The sequence below is a fragment of the Bartonella sp. AC70YNML genome (genome assembly GCF_042196545.1).
GTDB lineage: Bacteria > Pseudomonadota > Alphaproteobacteria > Rhizobiales > Rhizobiaceae > Bartonella.
In genome coordinates this window covers 19,331-35,895 of record NZ_JBHIQK010000009.1, presented here as the reverse complement: position 1 = coordinate 35,895, position 16,565 = coordinate 19,331, and the positions used below count along the sequence as shown (strand labels likewise).

The following is a 16,565-nucleotide window of genomic DNA, read 5'->3' as shown; positions in this document are numbered from 1 at the left end:
AAAAAGCTGCTTATTTGTATTTTTTTCACAAAACTTATACCTTCCTTTTGCATTAAAGCAGTTAAACACATTGTAATTCTAAAAAAACAGTTTTATTCCATTTTAGGTGCTCAATTTTTGCCACATATGCCAAGGATAAAGTATGACTCATCAAAAATATATCTCCATTCGCGGTGCACGTGAGCATAACCTTAAAAATATTGATCTCGATCTGCCTCGTGATAAACTCATTGTTATAACAGGACTTTCTGGATCAGGGAAATCATCCTTAGCGTTTGATACAATTTACGCTGAAGGACAACGTCGCTATGTCGAAAGCCTTTCAGCCTATGCACGCCAATTTTTGGAAGTCATGCAAAAACCCGATGTCGACCGCATAGACGGTCTCTCTCCCGCTATCTCCATTGAACAAAAAACAACCAGTCGCAATCCTCGTTCAACGGTAGGTACCGTTACTGAAATCCACGATTACATGCGTCTTCTCTTTGCCCGTATTGGCATTCCTCATTCTCCTGTGACAGGACTTCCTATTGAAAGCCAGACAGTAAGCCAAATGGTGGATCAAATTATGTCCTTACCAGAAGGAACGCGAATTTTTATTATGGCCCCTTTGGTGCGAGGACGAAAGGGAGAATATAAAAAAGAGCTAACAGAACTTTTAAAAAGAGGATTTCAACGCGCTAAAGTTGATGGAAAATTCTATGAAATCGCTGATATTCCACCTCTTGATAAAAAATATAAACACGACATCGATGTCGTGGTAGACCGCATTGTTGTACAAAAGGATATCACCTCTCGTTTAGCTGATAGTATAGAAACCTGTTTACAGCTAGCAAATGGGCTTGCCATTGCTGAAATGGCAGACCAACCCTTAGCACAAAAAGAAACGACAAAGGAATCTGCTCATAAATCAAAAAATGATACACACAAACGGCTCATTTTTTCAGAAAAGTTTTCCTGCCCTGTATCGGGTTTTTCTATTCCTGAAATTGAACCACGCCTTTTTTCGTTCAATAATCCTTTTGGCGCCTGTCCTCTCTGCGATGGACTGGGCATAAAAAAAGCAATGGATCCACTGAAAATTGTGCCCAATAAAAATCTTACCCTCAAGAATGGCGCCATTGCCCCTTGGGCTAAATCAGATTCACTTTACTATAAACAAACCTTAGAAGCATTAGGAAAAGCTTACGGTTTCAAACTCACAGATCAATGGTGTGAACTCTCTAATGAAGCACAACAGGCTATTCTTTACGGTACAAAAAGAGATGAAATTTCTTTTATCTATAAAAATAATTCTGGTTCGCATAAAACGACCCAACCTTTTGAAGGAATCATCCCTAATATGGAGAGACGCTGGAAAGAAACCGATTCTGCTTGGTCTCGAGAAGAAATCGAACGTTATATGTCTTCTTCGCCCTGTCCGGCTTGTCACGGTTATCGTTTAAAACCAGAGGCACTTGCTGTAAAAATCAACGGAATGCATATTGGGCAAATATCAGATCTTTCCATCTCACAAGCAGATGATTGGTTTGCCAATGTTCATCAATATCTCACAGAAAAACAACGTAATATCGCCGTACGTATTTTAAAAGAAATTCGTGAACGTTTGGCTTTTTTAAATCATGTAGGATTGGAATATCTTACCTTGTCTCGAAATTCAGGAACGCTTTCAGGGGGAGAAAGCCAACGTATTCGATTAGCATCTCAAATTGGTTCTGGTCTTACAGGCGTTCTTTATATTTTAGATGAACCATCTATCGGTTTACACCAACGCGATAATGAACGCCTTTTGGAAATGCTGCAGCATTTGCGCAATCTTGGCAATACAGTTATTGTCGTTGAACATGATGAAGATGCTATTCTCACGGCAGACTATGTTGTCGATATGGGGCCGGCCGCGGGCGTTCATGGTGGAAAAATCGTAGCACAAGGAACACCGCAGGAAATTATAGAAAATTCAGCCTCTCTCACAGGCCAATACCTTTCAGGAAAAATGGCTGTTAGAATGCCAACAGAACGGCGTAAAATATCAAAATCGAAAACACTTAAAATCATCGGTGCCAAAGGCAATAACCTCAAAAATATCAATGCGAACATCCCTCTTGGAACCTTCACATGCATAACTGGTGTTTCTGGAGGAGGAAAGTCAACATTTCTTATTGAAACGCTTTTCAAAGCAGCATCACATCATATCATGGGCTCTCATCACAGCCCTGCCAGCTATGACAAAATTGAAGGACTAGAATTTCTTGATAAAGTCATTGATATCAACCAGTCCCCTATTGGACGCACCCCACGCTCTAATCCCGCAACCTATACAGGTGCTTTTACACCGATTCGTGAGTGGTTTGCCGATCTTCCAGAATCAAAAGCCCGCGGTTACAAAGCTGGGCGTTTTTCATTTAATGTTAAAGGAGGACGTTGCGAAACATGTCAAGGTGATGGAGTCATCAAAATTGAAATGCATTTTTTACCTGATGTCTATGTTACTTGCGATGTCTGTAAAGGAAAACGCTATAATCGAGAAACACTAGAAATAAAATTCAAAGGACAGTCTATAGCCGATATTTTGGATATGACAATTGAAAAGGCAGAAGAATTTTTCCAAGCTATTCCCGCTATTCATAATAAAATGGAAACTCTCATTAAAGTAGGATTGGGTTACATAAAAGTAGGACAGCAAGCAACCACACTTTCTGGTGGGGAAGCACAACGTGTAAAACTTGCGAAAGAACTTTCTCGTAAAACAACGGGACGTACACTCTATATTTTGGATGAACCGACAACAGGTTTACATTTTCATGATATTTCCAAACTTCTTGAAGTGCTTCACGAACTAGTCGAGCAAGGCAACACAGTCATCGTCATTGAACATAACCTTGATGTTATAAAAACAGCCGACTGGATTATTGATTTAGGACCAGAAGGTGGAGATCGCGGTGGAGAAATCGTTGCAATTGGACGCCCTGAAGACATTATTAAAATTCCCGCTTCCTATACAGGAAAATTTCTAAAAGATGTTTTACTGCGCCCATCCCTCTATAATTCCAATTCTTAAAAATGCTTCCCCTTAAAAATACAGCATACGAACAAAGCCTGTACTTTTATTGTTACCTGTAAACCAACACCTAATTCCAGTGGTGCAACATGTTGGAAGCAAAGACTAAAAACAATTTAGCGCTTTATAAGCTGTTTTATTTTAGTTTTTGTATTGTCAAATAGCGGCAAACATATTGCATAGCTCTATTGGGTGTAATCTCTGAAACGAGAAGACAACCTAATTTTGAAAGGATATGAAGTTTTAAGGGTATAAACCAGTTTCCATCTTTACCCTCCCCTTTTAATTCATCTTTACGATTTTCAAAAACATCTACAGCAATATTTTAAAAAGAATGAAGATTGCGCATTGCTTCACGCTTTTGTTTATCGCATTCTTTAATGAGATCTCGCTCCTCACGAAAAACAAAACGCCCCAAATAGAATATATTTGCGTTGCCAATTCACACGCTTGTTTTTAAAAATATTTTTCAACACTCCCAAATCCAGTTCACGACATCACCTGAGAATGGTAAATTAATTATTATACACCACTATCTTTGTGCTTTTAAGCAAGTGCAAACTAACACCTTCATTTCCAATATTTGCGCTCTCCCCTAATCTCTAATATTGTAATAACCTTTGGTTATCGAGAGCTTTCATAAAAAGCATTTATATTCCTTTTTCAAATGTTTTTATCCACACACTCATATCTCTTGATATACAAGGATATAACTTTGATGAGACGATCTAAAATGAGAAAATCTTACGCTATTAGAATTCCTCATGCCATATAGAAAACGTCTAATTATCCTTATAAGTCAATGCATTATCCCCCAAAAAGGAAGCAAACTCTCTTAATGATATTATTTTGATTCGCTTATAAGGATTATAAGTTTTTTCCAAAACAATAATATTTCACTTTAATTTTACAAAAGAAGCGCCTCTCCAAGAATATATAGTATCATCATTTCCGACTTTTTGTGCACAAAGTATCTGTTGGACATCTTACAGTTGTCAATATAATGTGATGCAGTCTAAAAAGACAAAATAACGTTGGAGATAATTTCAGCATGAAAAAAATTGAAGCCATTATAAAACCTTTCAAACTTGATGAAGTGAAAGAAGCGCTTCAAAAAATTGGGTTACATGGTATTACAGTAACAGAAGCGAAAGGTTTTGGTCGTCAAAGGGAACATACAGAACTTTATCGTGGGACGAAATATGTTGTTGACTTTCTCCCTAAAGTAAAAATTGAAATTGTCGTGTCCGATGACAAACTGGAACAAACTGTTGATGCAATACGTAAAGCAGCCCAAACTAAACATATAGGAGATGGAAAAATATTTGTCTTTTCCATTGATGATGCCATTCGTATAGGGACTGACGAAACTGGGATCGATGCCCTTTAATAGATAACGAAAAAATTAGTCTTTTTATCCACCTCAACGCCACATTAAGGAAATTGAATATGACAACCGCATCAGATATTATCAAACAGATTGCAGACAACGAAATCCGTTTTGTTGATTTACGTTTTACTGATCCACGAGGAAAATTGCATCACATCACAATGGATATCGCAGAAATCAGCGAGGATACTTTTAGTGATGGTGTTATGTTTGATGGCTCTTCAATTGCTGGTTGGAAAACAATTAATGAATCTGACATGGTTTTAATGCCAGATCCAGCAACAGCACATATTGATCCTTTTTTTGCTCAATCTACTTTGGTCATATTTTGTGACGTACTTGACCCTGTCTCTGGTGAATTTTATCGTAGAGATCCTCGTTCTATCGCCAAAAGGGCTGAGGTTTATATGAAATCTTTAAACATTGGAGATACAATCAATGTGGGTCCAGAAGCAGAGTTTTTTATCTTTGATGATGTGCGCTATAAAACGGACCCTTACAACACAGGGTTTAAACTCGATTCAAGTGAACTTCCCTCCAATGATGATACGGAATATGAAACAGGAAATCTAGGGCATCGCCCACGTATAAAGGGAGGCTACCTTCCTGTTCCGCCAATTGATTCTTGCCAAGATATGCGTTCTGAAATGCTCACAGCACTCAAAGATATGGGTGTACAGGTCGAAAAACACCATCACGAAGTAGCAGCGGGCCAACATGAATTGGGTATTCGTTTTGATACACTTGTTCGCGAGGCTGACAAGATGCAAATTTTTAAATATGTTGTACATCAAATAGCAAACAGTTATGGGAAAACAGCAACCTTCATGCCAAAACCAGTTTTTGGTGATAACGGCTCTGGAATGCATGTCCACATTTCCATTTGGAAAGATGGCAAACCCATTTTTGCAGGAAATGAATATGCTGGACTATCAGAAACCTGTCTGTTTTTTATCGGTGGTGTTATTAAGCACGCAAAAGCAATAAATGCTTTTACCAACCCATCCACAAACTCCTATAAACGTTTGGTTCCTGGTTATGAAGCTCCTGTTCTTCTTGCCTATTCAGCACGTAATCGTTCTGCATCTTGCCGTATTCCAATGAGCTCCTCACCAAATTCAAAACGCGTAGAAGTTCGTTTTCCAGACCCAACAGCAAATCCCTATTTGGCATTTGCAGCCCTTTTAATGGCTGGTCTTGACGGTATCAAAAACAAAATTCATCCCGGACATGCTATGGATAAAGATCTTTATGATCTTCCCTTAAAGGAACTTAAAGAAATCCCTACTGTTTCAGGAAGCCTGCGTGAAGCGCTTGAAGCACTTGACAAAGATCGTGGCTTTCTTAAAGCTGGCGACGTTTTTGATGATGATCAGATTAATTCCTTCATTCAAGTAAAGATGCAAGAAGTCTTGCGTTACGAAACAACACCCCATCCTGTTGAATTTGATATGTACTATTCTGTTTAAACAATTAATACGCATTCTTTTGATTTTAAAAATGGAGGCAAAAGCCTCCATTTTTGTGGATATTCGTCTCATGCAAAAGCGCAAGAGGCTTTTTGCTCATCCGCTTTTCCTTTATAATGTGTTGAATCTCTTCAAATGAATTAACAAAGGTTTCTAATGCCGCGAATTTGTTTTCTCGTTCCCGTTCTTTTATGCATTGTCTTTATCACATCAACAACTAAAGCACATACAATAACCAACCAAAAGCTTACAACTCTTGAGAAAGCAACATCTGCTTATAGTAAAGCACTTAAAAATGCCGATGCAAATGCCATCTTAAATGCTATTCCTCCCCAAATCATCAACCGCTTAACCGCCAAAAAAAATCTTAATCAATCACAATTTCTACAAATTATGAAAAGCCAAATAGAACGGTTGGCAGAAAGTTACAAGATTGAAACAATCAACATTGATCAAAAACAAAAACGTGAAGGGACACTTGATAATGGCATTCCTTATTTTGTTATACCCGTGGAGCTTGTAACCGCAACAAATGCTGGAAAAAAATGCTCTATTCAAACTGAAATTATTGCCCTCCTTCACGATAATGAATGGTATTTTATCCGTGGTAATGACGAAGCAATCTTAAACATAACCAATGAAATATTTCCTGGACTTGAAAAAGTAAAAATCAATCCTCTCAAAATCACAAAAATAATGTAACAGCAAAAACAACACATTGATTTATAAATGAATTAGAAAGCTAAATATTGTAAAATTCTCTCATTTCAAATCTGTGTATATTGAATCAATAAAGACCATTTCCTTGCGCGTCAAAAACGGGGCTAGCATATGAGTAAAAACTGTACAAGAAAGAACTAAAAATGCCTCTTATGAACCCTCTCAAATACCAAGGACTGTTCGCAACACCTACGAGCTGGTAAAGTGTATGATGGTACTGGCTTGCTTCTTCACAAGCGTAAAGATGGTGGTGTTCAATGGCTTTATCGTTATACCATTCATGGTTGTCACCGTGAAATGGGCTTGGGTACTCTTTGAGAGATGTTTCTTTAAAAAGCCCAAGGAAATAAAGAAATCTTATAAACATACTGTAGCAATTGTAACCGCAGCATTAAATTCAACTTTTTTATGAGCACGGCGTGCTATTGTTTCTTTATCCGTTCCCCATTGTTCCATCATCCAATCTTCATCTAAATGGGCAATAGACCATGCATGATCAGCATCAATCTTTCCCGCAGCAACAGCAAGAGCAATGAGAGCAGACCCTGTTAAGGTCGTCATCATATGAAGTGCAGCAAGCATATAAGGAGATTCAACTCTACGTAAATAATTACTGACTGCTTGAAGTGCTTCTGGTGATTGTTCCACATGCATTAGCCCTTCTGTCAAATAAAATCGCGCCCCCAATTTTTCTTCTGCCCAATCTAATAAAGGATCCCATTGTTCAGATTGTTTTTGCACCAACTCTTTAGGTGTCTGCGCACGATAAAAGATCATATCACATGCAACGAAACGCAATAAATCTTCAAACACAGCCTGCATATCATCAGCGACACCATCAATAACTGTGTTAACCAAACGCGTCATCGGCATTTTTACCGGATCAACAACGTGCTGTTGACTCTCAAATTCTTGAGCAACGAATTCAGCAAATACTTGTGTTGGCACATGAAAATGACGCCTTGCGGGCGTTTTAACAGAACGTTCATCTAATAAGATAGTAAAACCTCTTTCCTCACAAGCAATTTTCACTTGTTTATAAAATCGTTTTGGGTGTGATTGGCATGAAAGATTTTGAGTCTGTTGAACAGAAATCTTTTTATTCAATGGCATATCAAAATGATCCAAAATCTCACGCATATTGTTTACCTCTGATCTTTTCAAGAAAGAGACTATTTTTTCTAAGTTTTATATATTTTAATAAGATTTAATCCACCCTTCCCATACCTCAAAGAAGGAAAAAGATTCTTGCCAACCTCACTCTAATTTAAGAATCATATTTCATCTTTCTTTCACAAACAAGCCAATGGTGATACCTTTTCCTATATTCAATACAGTTACAACTGTAGAATATTTTTTAAAAATATTATTTTAATTAAAAAGTTAAATATATTGAATGAGATGGTAAAAGCAATCGTGTTTTAACATTCTGTTCGTTATCCACCTACAACTCGATACGAACAGCTAAAAAATACTTTTTGCAAAATTTTAAAGTAGAAAAAAGCTTATTATCCCCAAAAGAACAGTGTGCTTTACACATCATCAACCTTTGCTTCACCATTCCAATAATTCTCTAACATATCCAATAAACACCCCCTGCATAGAATCTTTTCTCCCTAATAACTCCCCTAAATAACGATATTTTATGGCAATAGGGCAATGACAAGACAAAATTATAATCGTAAATTTTCTTTTACCTATACATATGTTTTCTAAAGCACTAAATTATTTAACTTATTTTTCTTAATATACTTCACATACTGCACTAGCTTAAATTTAATTGTATAATTATAGAGTGTAGAGGTCGTGAAACCTGAAAATAATACTTTAATACACTTGGCCCTGCAGAAACTAACTGTGCAACTGTGGCTTAATAGTGGCTTGACAATCATAATCAAAATATTTTTTCCTCTGATTCAGAATCGCGTATTATCTTATATGCAACTCTTGAAGAAGCCTTTGATGAACTCGCTCAGAAAAAGGATGGTTATCTCCTAAGCTGTGCAGCTTACCCCGACTTGCATACATTTATATTCACCCGTTTAGGTGACATGCAATTATTTAATAGCTTTTCATGCCTACCCATTCTATGGTTTTAGCTAAACACAATAAATAAGGCTGATGAAATTAAAATCGTAGCGACTCGTCCTACTCCGCAATCTCTGGTAGCTCATCAATATGACAAAGTATTTGCCAACAGCAATGCTGATGCAGCCGTTCTTTGTAAGGCTGAAAAAGCCGATGCTAGTATCACAACATCGGTTGCAGCAAACCGTTATAAGCTGAATATTATGAAAAATTTTGGACAAGTGCCAATGGCTTTCTTGCTCCATTCGCTAAAGTCAGCTCATTATAAAACAATCTGAAGCTCCTCTTTCTATTGTTAACTTGGTTGACAAATTCCGTATGCGTCAAGAACGAGATGGGAGCATTAAGGAACCAACTTCGGCAGATAGTAATATGATTAATGAATTGATCACTCTACTCAATCATCATGCAGATATAATTGACGGATTATCTCCGGAACTTTTGGTGACCACTTCTGATGATCTTCATCAGTGAATGCTCAGCGGTTTAACTACCCCTCCTAAACTTGATAACACCTTGACTGCTTTCAAAGCGCCATTACCAGATGCTCCCCTATTTTTCTTGGCTCCAATGCGTGCAACAAATGGTCCCGATCCAGAAGGATTCCGACTGGAATTAGACAGGATATCGTCATGAAACGGACTATCTTGCCGACGCCTCAAAATATACAAAGGATTATGTATCACCTTTTCAATGTATAAAAATGGGAAGAGCATCAAAAGGTTTTTTAGAAGGCAATTACATTGTTTTATTCCCAAAATCTGTGCAACTGCTAAAAAAATTGACAAACAAGCATTTGCTTTGTTTGTTCAGCAAACTCTTTGATATTTACAACAAGCAAACAATTGTGAAAGCTGAAAATTTACTCGGTCGAGATAGTAAATTCCTGTTCAGTCAATTGCATAGTCGTAACTTATCTAAAGAAGACATTTACGATGTTCACTGTTTATGGGGGTATTATCATGACTATGCACATCATACTGGACCGCAACCATTAAATAAGAATCTGTATATAAAATTAAATTGGTTTACAGATCTTCTAGAAGAAATTAAAGTTAACTTAGTTACAGTGCGTATTATGCTAGAAGACTGTTCAAAGTTTTGGAAAGAAATAACTGAATTTATCCTCTTAGAACGCATATTTCGTTATCCAAAAGATTCTGATCAGCATATGACATTCGATGCTGGTATAGGGGTCTTGCTTTTTGAAATATTGATGCAGAATAAAGCATTGATTGAAACGGATCAAGGAGGTATCTTTAATTTGGAGCATCTCAAACAAGTAATAGCATTGATGATTGCAGCTATAAAGCACTTGAAGCATTAGATGATGATGCTTATTTGGCAGGAGCTAAGGATTATATCCAAGATAATCTTGGAAAACCACAGACCTCAAAGTCACGATTTAACTTTTCAACATCATCTTATGCACAGTACATTATTGGGGGATTAAATCATTGAGTTTCTTAAAAGGACGGTTATTCCTATTTACCTTTGCTATTCTAGCATTGTTTTCCATAAGTTGGTTATTATCTAAGAATTTGGTTAGCAATATACCCGTCATGCATGCGGTTGGACTTAGGTTGTTTGCCACCGCTGCCGCCTTATGGTTAATTGCACTATTTCGTGAGAAAGCCGTTTTCAGATCCCTACCATTGCTTTCCATGATACCTGCTTTTTTTATTCTCTCAGTGTTAGGATTCTCGCTGTATTTTGTATGCAGTTTTGGTGCATTAAAATCACTCAAAGCTAGTGATTTAACCATGGTGCTTGCTACTATTCCAGGGATTACTTATATATTAGGTGCATTGACAAATGTCCTTAAATTCTCATGGCTGAAGCTTAGTGGAGTGATAATTGTCAGTGTAGCAGCTGTAGCATTCAATATAAACAGTGGAGAAGGTGGATATTATAACCTGATAGGAGTAGGTCTTGCCTTAACAGCAGCACTTTCTTACTCTGCTTATGGCTTATTGTCTAAACGTTATCTTAAACATTTACCTTTGCTCACCTCACTGGCTTGGATTACAACAATTTCTGCCGCATCATTTATGCCATTATTCATTTTTGATCCTGCCCCACTCTTATATCTTAAGTTAGAAGATGTATTTAAGATATTGATTTTAGGAACTATTTGCTCGGCACCAGTTTACGTTTTGTACCAAAAAGTTTTAGCTGAGGGAGGTGTATTATACGCCAACACTATTGGCGTATTATCCCCTTTTGCAGTGGTTACATGTGAATGGATAATCGGCTCGAGCCCTTCTCTCAACATTATCAAAATAATTGCTATGATGATGGCTGTTATAGGAATGACATTCTTATTTATAGATGCATCAAAGGTATCTGGATGGCAACAAAAATGTCGTGCCACAAATTCCAAATTTAATAAGGAAACAAAATGAAAAAACTCGCGTTAGTTTGCCAGCGCAATACAAAGCTCCCGTTTATATTTGAAGCAGCACAAGCAGCTAATATCGAATTAGTAATGATCTATGATACCGCTGAAAGCGCTCCTATTCAACACCCCGCAGCAGTCAGTGAAACTTGGCAACTTCCTGTTTTTGATAAGCCAGAGGCAGCTCTAGACGCTTTTGCAGTAGGCGTAAAAGAACGCAATATTGCTGGGGTTATGACCCTTCGCGAAGAAGCCATTCTATGGACAGCTTTGGCTGCCAAAAAAATCAACACTCCAAGTATTGAACCAGAAGTAGCAGCATTAACCAGAAACAAATATCTCATGCGTCAAGCTTTTGCTAAAGCAGGCTTAAGAACACCAAAATTTCTGTATATAGATAATCCAGAAGACCTATCACAAACACAAACCTTAGACTATCCGCTCGTTATTAAACCCGTCTCTGGATGGGCGAGTACAGGCGTCATGTTAGCTAAAAATCCTGAAGAATTTTCTAAGCTCATCAAAGCTGTATGGAATATTCAGCATAAAGATATGGCACGTTTTAATGATAAAAATAAACCTGTAGGTTTAATTGTAGAACAATATTTGCCAGGAAAAGAATTTGTCGTAGAATGTTTTGTTGATACAGCAGGTGTGCATGTTTTAGCCGTTGGCGACAAAGGACAACCTGAAGGACCATGGTTTGAAGAAACAATTTATCGTCAACGCTGTGATATAGATGATCCTTTAATTATTGCTTTATGTGAGGCTGCATGCTCTGGAGTCAAAGCTCTTGGTATAAATATGGGGGCTGCCCATGTAGAGCTACGCCTAGATGCTAATAATTTACCTTATATCATTGAGATCGGCGCTCGTATAGGTGGGTCAGGTGTCTCCCATTTTATTGTAGAACAAGGTACAGGAATTTCATTTGCAAAACTCTGTATGAAAGCGGCTTTAGCTGAACAAAATTTAGATCTTCCTGATGTCCTCCCAGCTAAAAAAGTGGCTGCAAATTATATTATTCCTCTTCATGGGTATGGACGCTTCTCTGGATTTTTAGGTCTCGATAAGGTCGTACAACATCCACAAACTAGCAGAACTATCATTTTCTTTGAAACGGATCATATTTCACCACCGCCACCAGCATTTGGTGGATATCCTGGTTTTATTTTCTCTGTTCATGCCTCAAACGAAGAAGCACGCAATTACCATAAATGGCTTGATGATACTTTAAGCATCATATGGCAAAATACTGACTTATAAAAACAATTTATTTTTTTGTATGTTGAATGAGCGTTCCCAATATTGAAGAACTCTCTCATCCCAACCCTGTTTATATTAAATCAGTCAAAAAAATTTTCTTACACGTTACAAAAGAAGTAAAAATGCCTCTTATGCATCATCTTACGACAAGAGCTGTAGCAAAAAACATTGGAAGCTGGCAAAGTGTGTGATGGTGCCAGCTTGTTACTTCATAAGCGTAAAGATGGGAGGCTCAATGGATTTACCGTTAGACCATTCAAAAATGCCGTCGCGAAAGGACTTTTGGAACGTTGAGAGAACTCTCTTTAAAACAAGCGCGTAAAACTGCACCCACTGGAAATACCATATTTATCAATAAGCCGATAAAGATATTTCTCTTACCCTTTTCAAAACCTAATGATTGAGGAAGCGATGATCTACTTTTACACCCCATTTTAATAGACTCTCTTCAATATCTCCATATTTCAAACCATAAAGAAAACTTGTCATCGACTTTTTCGATATGATCAATCTCTTCTCCCCACGCCTTAAAGAAAGAAGAAAATCTTACCACTTTCACTCCGATTTAAAAGTTATATTTCATCTCTATTTAACAAACAAAACAACGGCCTTGTTCATCTATTCAGCAACAATTCTAACAATTTCTTCAAAGGATTTATCTTGATTTTAAAATTAAAGATAGTGAATCTTATGGTGAAAGGAAGCACACTTTACCACTTTTCTTATTCCCCACTTACAATAATGCACTCGATTCTAAAGCTTCAAAAACGCTTTTTGCAAAATTTAAAAGTAGAAAAATGCCCATTATCCATGAAACTATAGAGTTGTGCATTCTTTCCCTTCACATATCCTTAAAAGCAAAGGCTCTCAATCAGCACAAACAATATTCCCCTGCCTTTTTTCATGCCTGATATCAGCATACCTTACACAACGGTGTTTTATGGCATAATAAGATAACAATGCTGTTCTTTTAAAAAGATGATAACGAAGGTATCCCAAATATTTATAGCCAAAACAAGACAAAAAAATTTAGAATCTAATAGACCAATTTTTTAAAAGCATTTAAGAAATGCTATACTCAATAAAAATAAATCAACGTGATACTTTCATATTTATTAAAGCACATGGGACTATTGTTAAAAAATTCTGCACAAACAATGGTTTTAGTTCTCGACAACAGAACAAGATTTTGAAAATCACATTTATTATTTTTAAAAAGAGTGATTAAAAATGATAGCGCAATCCACCAGAAAAACGAACTCCAGAAAAACCCGCCTTTGTTAACGTATGCTGATAGCCAAGATCACTGTAAAGTGTAACTTTAGAAGAAAACTGTGAATTGACACCCAAGCCAACCTCTAAGGAAGAACCAAAAGAACTCAACTGGAAAACATCTTTAAAATGAACAAATTTTTCTTTATCAAAACAATGAGTAAGATGAATATTGCCATAAAAAGAAGTGATACGATCCTTTTCAAATGCTGAAAATGTTTTATTTAAACGCCCACCGATACGCACCAACCATTGACCTATTTTTTTCATCTCAACATCAAATCCATCAATATCACGAAACTTATTAAATTGAAGATGTTGATAAATAAGCTGAAGTTGCGGATCAAAAATAAGATCTTCATATCCTGTCATAAACACTTTACCAGCAGAAAACGAAACGTTCAAAGGACTTGCTTTTAATGTCGCCGTCTTACCCCAAGCATGGGTAAGCACATCCCCTTTAAACAAACCATAAGATAAAAGACCATCTACATAAAAACCAGTGTTGTTTTCCACACTAGCGTATGCCGTAAATGACCATTTATTAAACGTACTCTTTTGGCTTCGTTCCACGTTACGAGGTTGTAAGGAAAGCTTTCCATAGGTTCCCATAATCCCAAAAAATGTCGTACTATATGCGCTTTCTATTGTTTTGAGCAAAATATCTGTTTTTATAGCGTTATAATCAACATGACCATCGTACCCATATTTAAGTGTAGAAAGATCTGAGACATAACGATAACGCCCACCATAACTGTGAATAGATAAAGCAAAATTCTCTTCGTTTTTTAACAATTTACGAGAAATAGACCGCGTAGCTTGCAACTGTTTTTGTTGATGACGAATATCCATGAGTCCAACATGAAACAAAGCATTTGGTAACAAAAGATAGGTCGGAACTTGTGGAACAACCTCTCTGACCTTTAACTCAGAAGGGGGAATAGCAGACACCTCTAAAACAGGCTGAATATATTTACTTTCAAGGCGGAAATCCCAAAAGTCTCCATCTCCTTCAACCAATCTTTGAGAAGTTTGTGCATTTCCAAGAGAAGAATTCGGACCATAAGCATGAAGATAATATTGGTAAGGCAAACCCTCTAATGCAATATAAGCACGATCTAACTGAAAAGAATCTTCTGCCGCTTTTCCAGAAACCTGAATAAGTGAAATACTATGAGCCTTTTCACCGGTTGCTATCTCCCCCTGATTTCCTGGAACAAATTGCACATAAACTGTGGTTTTCCCAGAAACATCACCATGTATCAAAAGTCGGTCAGTCTGTTTATTATCAAGCAAACCATCACGACTGAGATGTGTATTGAGATAAATATCTGCACTATCTTGCGCACTATAAACTTCTTTCTCTCCCTTCCCAATATAAAGTGTCTGATACTCCTGAAACATTGGCGTTTCAAAAGCAATCAAACTATCAGAAAGTTTTACAAATGAAATAAATGAACTTGTACGGTTTGCAATATGTGAATCTATCGCCCTTCTTTTTGTTACGAACCATTTTGATCCTCCTGTTAAATAAAGCTCAGCAATAGAACCATCAGCAACACGAGTTCCTCCTATCAATGAAGAAGAATCAGCCAAAATCGCTACAGCCCCCCCCTTTTCAGCTGTTAATAATAAGTCACCCAAAATTTTTGTGCCTTCTGTTACTGCAATATAACTACGACTGTTATGACTATGAATAGCTGTTCCATCTGCAACCTCAAAAACCGTCCTTTTCAAAAAGACTAGTCCTTGTTCGTACGCATTGTTCCCTCCCCCCATCTCAAAATGCATACCATGTTTGTTACCGATTGCCTTAATTGTTGAATCTTCAATATTAACCCGCGAAATTAAAATATTTTCATTCCAGCCAACATTGGATTGTGCCTTAGAATCTTGTCCAACCATTAAAACATGAACATTTGTAGAAACAATATTAGTCTTCTTCAAATAAACAGAACCACGCTGGTCTACATTGAAAACTGTATACGCAATTTTTTCATTTGTATTTTCTTTATCTTCTGTTTTTTGACGTTTTGAAGTAATGGTAACATCATCTAAAGTTGCATTTCCCCTTATACCCACATAAAGTGCAGCGGCATCATTTACATCAATAAATCCACCCGTCATCTGAATGCCCGCATCAGCACCAACGAAAAGAGCACTCTCTCGACCAATACCCTGACCTTCTACTTTAATTTTTGTATTCGTTAACCTAACAGCTGCTTCTTGCTTCTCTGCATAAGCAGCTATATGAGAAGCTTCAATTGTTCCACGATTGACCTCAATTATTCCACTATCAGCTTTAAGACCTACTGATACATTTTTAAAAGCTGAATCGCTTAAAACAATTCTTCCCCCTCGTGATACAACAGCACCATAAATATCTTCTATACCTGAAATTCCTTCAACCTCTACACGCATTGCCTGAATAACTGTATTAGGCTCCTGTACTACTATAGCAGCAGGCAATATGAGAGAACTACCTTCCCCATTCTTTTCTTTAACAGGTGCAGTGAACTTATATATTTTATCACTAATTGTATGCTTTGCACCATCTCTGCATTCATAAGGTAATTTGTTTTCATCACATGACAGTAATACAAATGAACGAGAATGTGCCTCAATATTTGTGTTTAACAAAAAAGAAAAAATAGCTGCCGTAAAAACACACGAATATAAGCGATTTTTAGATACCTTGCTTATCATTATTTTCAAAACTTTCTTTTTCTCAACAAACACAAAAAATGCCGGTAAAAAATAAACCATACATTAAATACGATAAGAATAAAATAAACAAAGTTATTTTACTATTTTACTGATAAATGACAGCATTTCATAATATGTTTTGTATTTTATGTAAAGAAAGAACAAAAAACTTAATAATACCATTTAGGATTACGCTCT

At 36.8% G+C, this 16,565-nt stretch carries 11 protein-coding genes; 8 read left to right on the top strand and 3 right to left on the bottom strand.

The features are described from left to right. Nucleotides 1-142 precede the first annotated feature (142 nt). From uvrA to ACFIMU_RS06860, 4 genes are all read left to right on the top strand, one after another. Nucleotides 143-3,058: an excinuclease ABC subunit UvrA gene (uvrA, locus tag ACFIMU_RS06875; protein ID WP_375606670.1), complete on the top strand. Its 2,916-nt coding sequence runs from the start codon at nt 143-145 to the stop codon at nt 3,056-3,058. Nucleotides 3,059-4,109: 1,051 nt separating this feature from the next. Then, nucleotides 4,110-4,448 carry a P-II family nitrogen regulator gene (locus ACFIMU_RS06870; protein ID WP_375606671.1) on the top strand — a complete coding sequence of 113 codons (339 nt, stop codon included), beginning with the start codon at nt 4,110-4,112 and terminating at the stop codon, nt 4,446-4,448. 59 nt (nt 4,449-4,507) lie between these two features. After that, on the top strand, nt 4,508-5,917 hold the full coding sequence (glnA, locus tag ACFIMU_RS06865) for a type I glutamate--ammonia ligase (protein WP_375606672.1): 1,410 nt from the start codon (nt 4,508-4,510) through the stop codon (nt 5,915-5,917). A gap of 156 nt (nt 5,918-6,073) precedes the next feature. Further along, complete coding sequence (locus ACFIMU_RS06860) at nt 6,074-6,619, top strand: hypothetical protein (RefSeq protein ID WP_375606673.1); 546 nt, start codon at nt 6,074-6,076, stop codon at nt 6,617-6,619. A gap of 375 nt (nt 6,620-6,994) precedes the next feature. On the opposite strand, the gene ACFIMU_RS06855 is transcribed toward ACFIMU_RS06860, so the two are convergent. Then, the gene (locus ACFIMU_RS06855) at nt 6,995-7,777 is read right to left on the bottom strand and encodes an ATP12 family chaperone protein (RefSeq protein ID WP_375696931.1); all 783 of its coding nucleotides are present in this window, start codon (nt 7,775-7,777) and stop codon (nt 6,995-6,997) included. Between the two features lie 1,266 nt (nt 7,778-9,043). On the opposite strand from ACFIMU_RS06855, the gene ACFIMU_RS06850 reads away from it, so the two are divergent. Beyond that, nucleotides 9,044-9,199 (top strand): hypothetical protein, encoded by a 156-nt coding sequence (locus ACFIMU_RS06850; protein WP_375608388.1) that lies wholly within the window; start codon nt 9,044-9,046, stop codon nt 9,197-9,199. Here ACFIMU_RS06850 and ACFIMU_RS06845 read toward each other — a convergent pair. Beyond that, nucleotides 9,193-9,396 (bottom strand): hypothetical protein, encoded by a 204-nt coding sequence (locus ACFIMU_RS06845; RefSeq protein WP_375609460.1) that lies wholly within the window; start codon nt 9,394-9,396, stop codon nt 9,193-9,195. The genes ACFIMU_RS06850 and ACFIMU_RS06845 overlap by 7 nt on opposite strands. A gap of 32 nt (nt 9,397-9,428) precedes the next feature. On the opposite strand from ACFIMU_RS06845, the gene ACFIMU_RS06840 reads away from it, so the two are divergent. The 3 genes from ACFIMU_RS06840 (at nt 9,429) to ACFIMU_RS06830 (ending at nt 12,389) form a co-directional block, all read left to right on the top strand. Further along, entirely contained in the window at nt 9,429-10,052 is a 624-nt protein-coding gene (locus tag ACFIMU_RS06840; RefSeq protein ID WP_375696930.1) for a DUF6421 family protein, read from the top strand. Between the two features lie 130 nt (nt 10,053-10,182). Further along, complete coding sequence (locus ACFIMU_RS06835; protein ID WP_375696929.1) at nt 10,183-11,130, top strand: DMT family transporter; 948 nt, start codon at nt 10,183-10,185, stop codon at nt 11,128-11,130. Further along, nucleotides 11,127-12,389 carry an acetyl-CoA carboxylase biotin carboxylase subunit family protein gene (locus ACFIMU_RS06830; protein ID WP_375696928.1) on the top strand — a complete coding sequence of 421 codons (1,263 nt, stop codon included), beginning with the start codon at nt 11,127-11,129 and terminating at the stop codon, nt 12,387-12,389. The genes ACFIMU_RS06835 and ACFIMU_RS06830 overlap by 4 nt, the downstream gene beginning before the upstream one ends. A gap of 1,224 nt (nt 12,390-13,613) precedes the next feature. On the opposite strand, the gene ACFIMU_RS06825 is transcribed toward ACFIMU_RS06830, so the two are convergent. Beyond that, on the bottom strand, nt 13,614-16,367 hold the full coding sequence (locus ACFIMU_RS06825; RefSeq protein ID WP_375696927.1) for an autotransporter outer membrane beta-barrel domain-containing protein: 2,754 nt from the start codon (nt 16,365-16,367) through the stop codon (nt 13,614-13,616). Nucleotides 16,368-16,565 lie beyond the last annotated feature (198 nt).

What these genes read in the sequence shown, in the direction of transcription:
- uvrA (WP_375606670.1), top strand. Translation starts at nt 143, where the DNA reads ATGACTCATCAAAAATATATCTCCATTCGCGGTGCACGTGAGCATAAC.
- ACFIMU_RS06870 (WP_375606671.1), top strand. Translation starts at nt 4,110, where the DNA reads ATGAAAAAAATTGAAGCCATTATAAAACCTTTCAAACTTGATGAAGTG.
- glnA (WP_375606672.1), top strand. Translation starts at nt 4,508, where the DNA reads ATGACAACCGCATCAGATATTATCAAACAGATTGCAGACAACGAAATC.
- ACFIMU_RS06860 (WP_375606673.1), top strand. Translation starts at nt 6,074, where the DNA reads ATGCCGCGAATTTGTTTTCTCGTTCCCGTTCTTTTATGCATTGTCTTT.
- ACFIMU_RS06855 (WP_375696931.1), bottom strand. Translation starts at nt 7,777, where the DNA reads ATGCGTGAGATTTTGGATCATTTTGATATGCCATTGAATAAAAAGATT.
- ACFIMU_RS06850 (WP_375608388.1), top strand. Translation starts at nt 9,044, where the DNA reads ATGCGTCAAGAACGAGATGGGAGCATTAAGGAACCAACTTCGGCAGAT.
- ACFIMU_RS06840 (WP_375696930.1), top strand. Translation starts at nt 9,429, where the DNA reads ATGGGAAGAGCATCAAAAGGTTTTTTAGAAGGCAATTACATTGTTTTA.
- ACFIMU_RS06830 (WP_375696928.1), top strand. Translation starts at nt 11,127, where the DNA reads ATGAAAAAACTCGCGTTAGTTTGCCAGCGCAATACAAAGCTCCCGTTT.
- ACFIMU_RS06825 (WP_375696927.1), bottom strand. Translation starts at nt 16,367, where the DNA reads ATGATAAGCAAGGTATCTAAAAATCGCTTATATTCGTGTGTTTTTACG.